The 2,782-nt window shown below is 73.1% G+C and carries 2 protein-coding genes; both read right to left on the bottom strand.

All coding sequences use genetic code 11. From position 1 onward, the window contains the following. Positions 1–1,803: UvrD-helicase domain-containing protein (locus tag KJ554_12840; GenBank protein MBU0743221.1), on the bottom strand; the 1,803-nt coding region annotated here is incomplete at its 3' end. Beyond that, positions 1,800–2,782 (bottom strand): PD-(D/E)XK nuclease family protein (locus KJ554_12835; GenBank protein ID MBU0743220.1); only part of this gene is annotated, 983 nt, incomplete at its 5' end. The genes KJ554_12840 and KJ554_12835, both read right to left, overlap by 4 nt.

Here is a 2,782-nt window from a genome sequence, read left to right as displayed (position 1 = left end):
CGTCTGTCGAGGTGTGCCGGCCCTGGTGAGCGTCACGTCGAACAGCGCCTCCAGGGCGGGCCCGATCCCGGCGCCGCCGGCGATGTCGGCCGCCGCCGCGGCGTGGGCGTCGCCGCCCGCGGGAACCTCGACGGGCGCGGTGATCAGGACCCCTCCCGGGCCGTCGTCGCGATAGGGTATCTGGCGGGCGGCCGCGACTTCTCCGGGCGGCAGCAGGTCGGACAGGGGCTGCGCCTGGAACAGATCGCCTACCGTCTCCACCACCGGCGGCAGGCTGCGGAAGTTGGTCGGCAGGGTGAGCGACGGCGTCTCGGTCATCCCCGAGAGCCAGGCCTCCACCTCGCCGAAAATCGCCGGGCGAGCGCCGCGGAAGCCGTAGATGGACTGCTTCACGTCACCTACGAAGAAGGCAGAACGAGGGCGCCCGTCCTCCGTCTCGCCGGCCAGGAATTCCGTGGCGAAGGGCTGCAGCACCTCCCACTGGTTGCGGTTGGTGTCCTGGAACTCGTCGACCAGCAGGTGGTCGAGCCGGGCGTCGAGGCGGTAGAGGATCCAGGGTCCCACGTCGATGTCCCGCACCAGGCGCCAGGCCCGCCGCTCGAGGTCGTGGAAGTCGAGACAGCGGTCGCGGCGCTTCAGCTCGGCGTAGCGGTCGAGTGCGCGCAGTCCGAAGCGCAGCCACAGCAGGTTGTGACGGTAGAGCTCGACCAGAGTCGACTGCCGGCGCACCGCCAGTACCGGCTGGACGGCGTGCGCGAGCGCGTCCAGGCGCGCGGCCTTGATCGCCCCGTCGCGCGCACCGCAGCGCGTCTGTCGAGGTGTGCCGGCCCTGGTGAGCGTCACGTCGAACAGCGCCTCCAGGGCGGGCCCGATCCCGGCGCCGCCGGCGATGTCGGCCGCCGCCGCCAGGGCCTCGTCGCGGCGACCCTGCAGTTCGGCGGCCAGCTTGTCCCGGTCGTCCGGGGGCTGGGTGGCCAGAACGGCGTCCAGGCCCGGACCGGCGTAATTCCGCGCCGCCTCGACGGCGGGGTCGCGCAGGTCATCGAGCGACGGCTCGGCGACCCCCGCCAGCGGCGTGTCGCGGAAGACGTGCTCGGCGAGGTCGGTCGCGAGCGCCGGCAAGAGGACGGCCCGCGCATCGGTCCGTTGGGCTTTCGAGGCGCCGGCCACGCGATCGCACCACCGGTCCAGTTCCAGCCGCGCCCGCTCGACTCCGCGCAGCAGCTTGCGCGCCGCGGCGGGATCCGGCGACAGCTCGGCCAGGTCCGTGGCGGCTTGCCGCTCGCGGCCGATATCGGCCTCGAGCCCGGCCAGGGCCTCGTCCCAGAGATCGTCCGTGTTCTCGAGGACGGTGAAGGCCGGGTCCACGCCGGCCTCGTCCGCAAAGCGTTTCAGAAGGGTCTGGCAGAAGGTATGGATGGTGCCGATGAGCAGCCCCGACGCGTCCTCGAGCACCTCCTCGAAGACCAGGGCGGCGCGGTCCAGCTCGGCCGGCAGCGGCGGACGGCCGAGCAGGGGCTCCAGCTTCCGCGCGAGACCCACGCGGTCCAGCCGCGCGAGGGCGCCGAGGCGCTCGCGCAGCCGCTTCTTGATCTCCACGGCCGCCTTGCGCGTGAAGGTCAGGGCGACCACGCTCTTCAGGGGAGCCTTGACCAGGAGCAGGCGCACGATCCGGTCGACCAGCACCTTGGTCTTGCCCGAGCCGGCCGAGGCGCGCAGGGAGACCGACCGCGCGGGGTCCGCGGCGTGGCGCTGGACCGCGTCGGCCTCGCGGGAGGCGTGTTCGCGATGGTCCCCGCTCATGGCGTCGCCTCCCCGCAGGATGCGGAGACCAGCTCGTCGATACGGCAGACGCCGCGCCAGGGGCAATGCCGGCAGGGCGCGGCCGCGCCGTCGGGGTCGAGATCCGGCGGGACCAGGGCGTAATCGTGCGCGCGGTCCGCCATGGCCAGCGCCGTCGCCAGCACCGCCGCGCCGTCGCGGACCAGGTCGTGATCCGGTTTCAGATGCGGCCTGGCCGGATCGAAGCCCACCCCGCCGGACTTGAGCCCGTAGTACGTCCCGGTGAGCACGGCGTTCTCGGGCGCCCCGGCCACCTTGCCCAGGCGCACGGCCAGGGCGTAGACCGCCAGCTGCAGGTCCTCGCCCGCGGCCACCTTCTTGGGGGACGGGATCTCGCCGGTCTTGTAGTCGATCACGTGGACGGATGTGCCGTCGGCGCCCAGGTCGACGCGGTCGAGCCGACCCGCGCAGGCGATCTTCGCCCAGGCGGCGTCGGGCGGCGTCGCCGCGGCACCCCGTGCGGACAGCCAGGCGTGCAGTTCGTCGAGGGTGAACGCGAATTCGCGCTCGCGGGCGATGCAGCGCCGGGCGGCGGCGGAAGCCAGCTCCGTATCGACGATATCGACGGCCATGGCCAGAAACGATGCTACCCAGAGCCGACGCTGGGGCAGAGCGGCTATCCTGGCGGTGAAGGCGTCGCGGGCGTCGGCACGCAGGGCGGACAGGGCCGCGCCGGGGTCGCCGGCGCGCAGCGCCTGGACACCCGGCCCGTCCTCGCGCAGGAAGCGGCGCATGGCCTCGTGGGCGATGCTGCCGTAGTCCTTCTTGCGCAGCTCCTCGAGGACGCGCTCCTGGTCGCGCAGCCCGTAACCGCCTTCCAGAAGGAAGCGGTAGGGACACTCGCGGTAGGTGCGCAGGGCCGTGGGACTGATGCGCGCCAGGGGCTGGCTGTGTCCGAGGACAGGTCGCTCGCGGGGCTCGGTCGCGAAAGATGCCTGGG

This window comes from bacterium, assembly GCA_018814885.1.
GTDB lineage: Bacteria > Krumholzibacteriota > Krumholzibacteriia > LZORAL124-64-63 > LZORAL124-64-63 > JAHIYU01.
The sequence above is the reverse complement of the archived record's forward strand: the minus strand, read 5'-3'. Positions and strand labels throughout refer to the sequence as shown.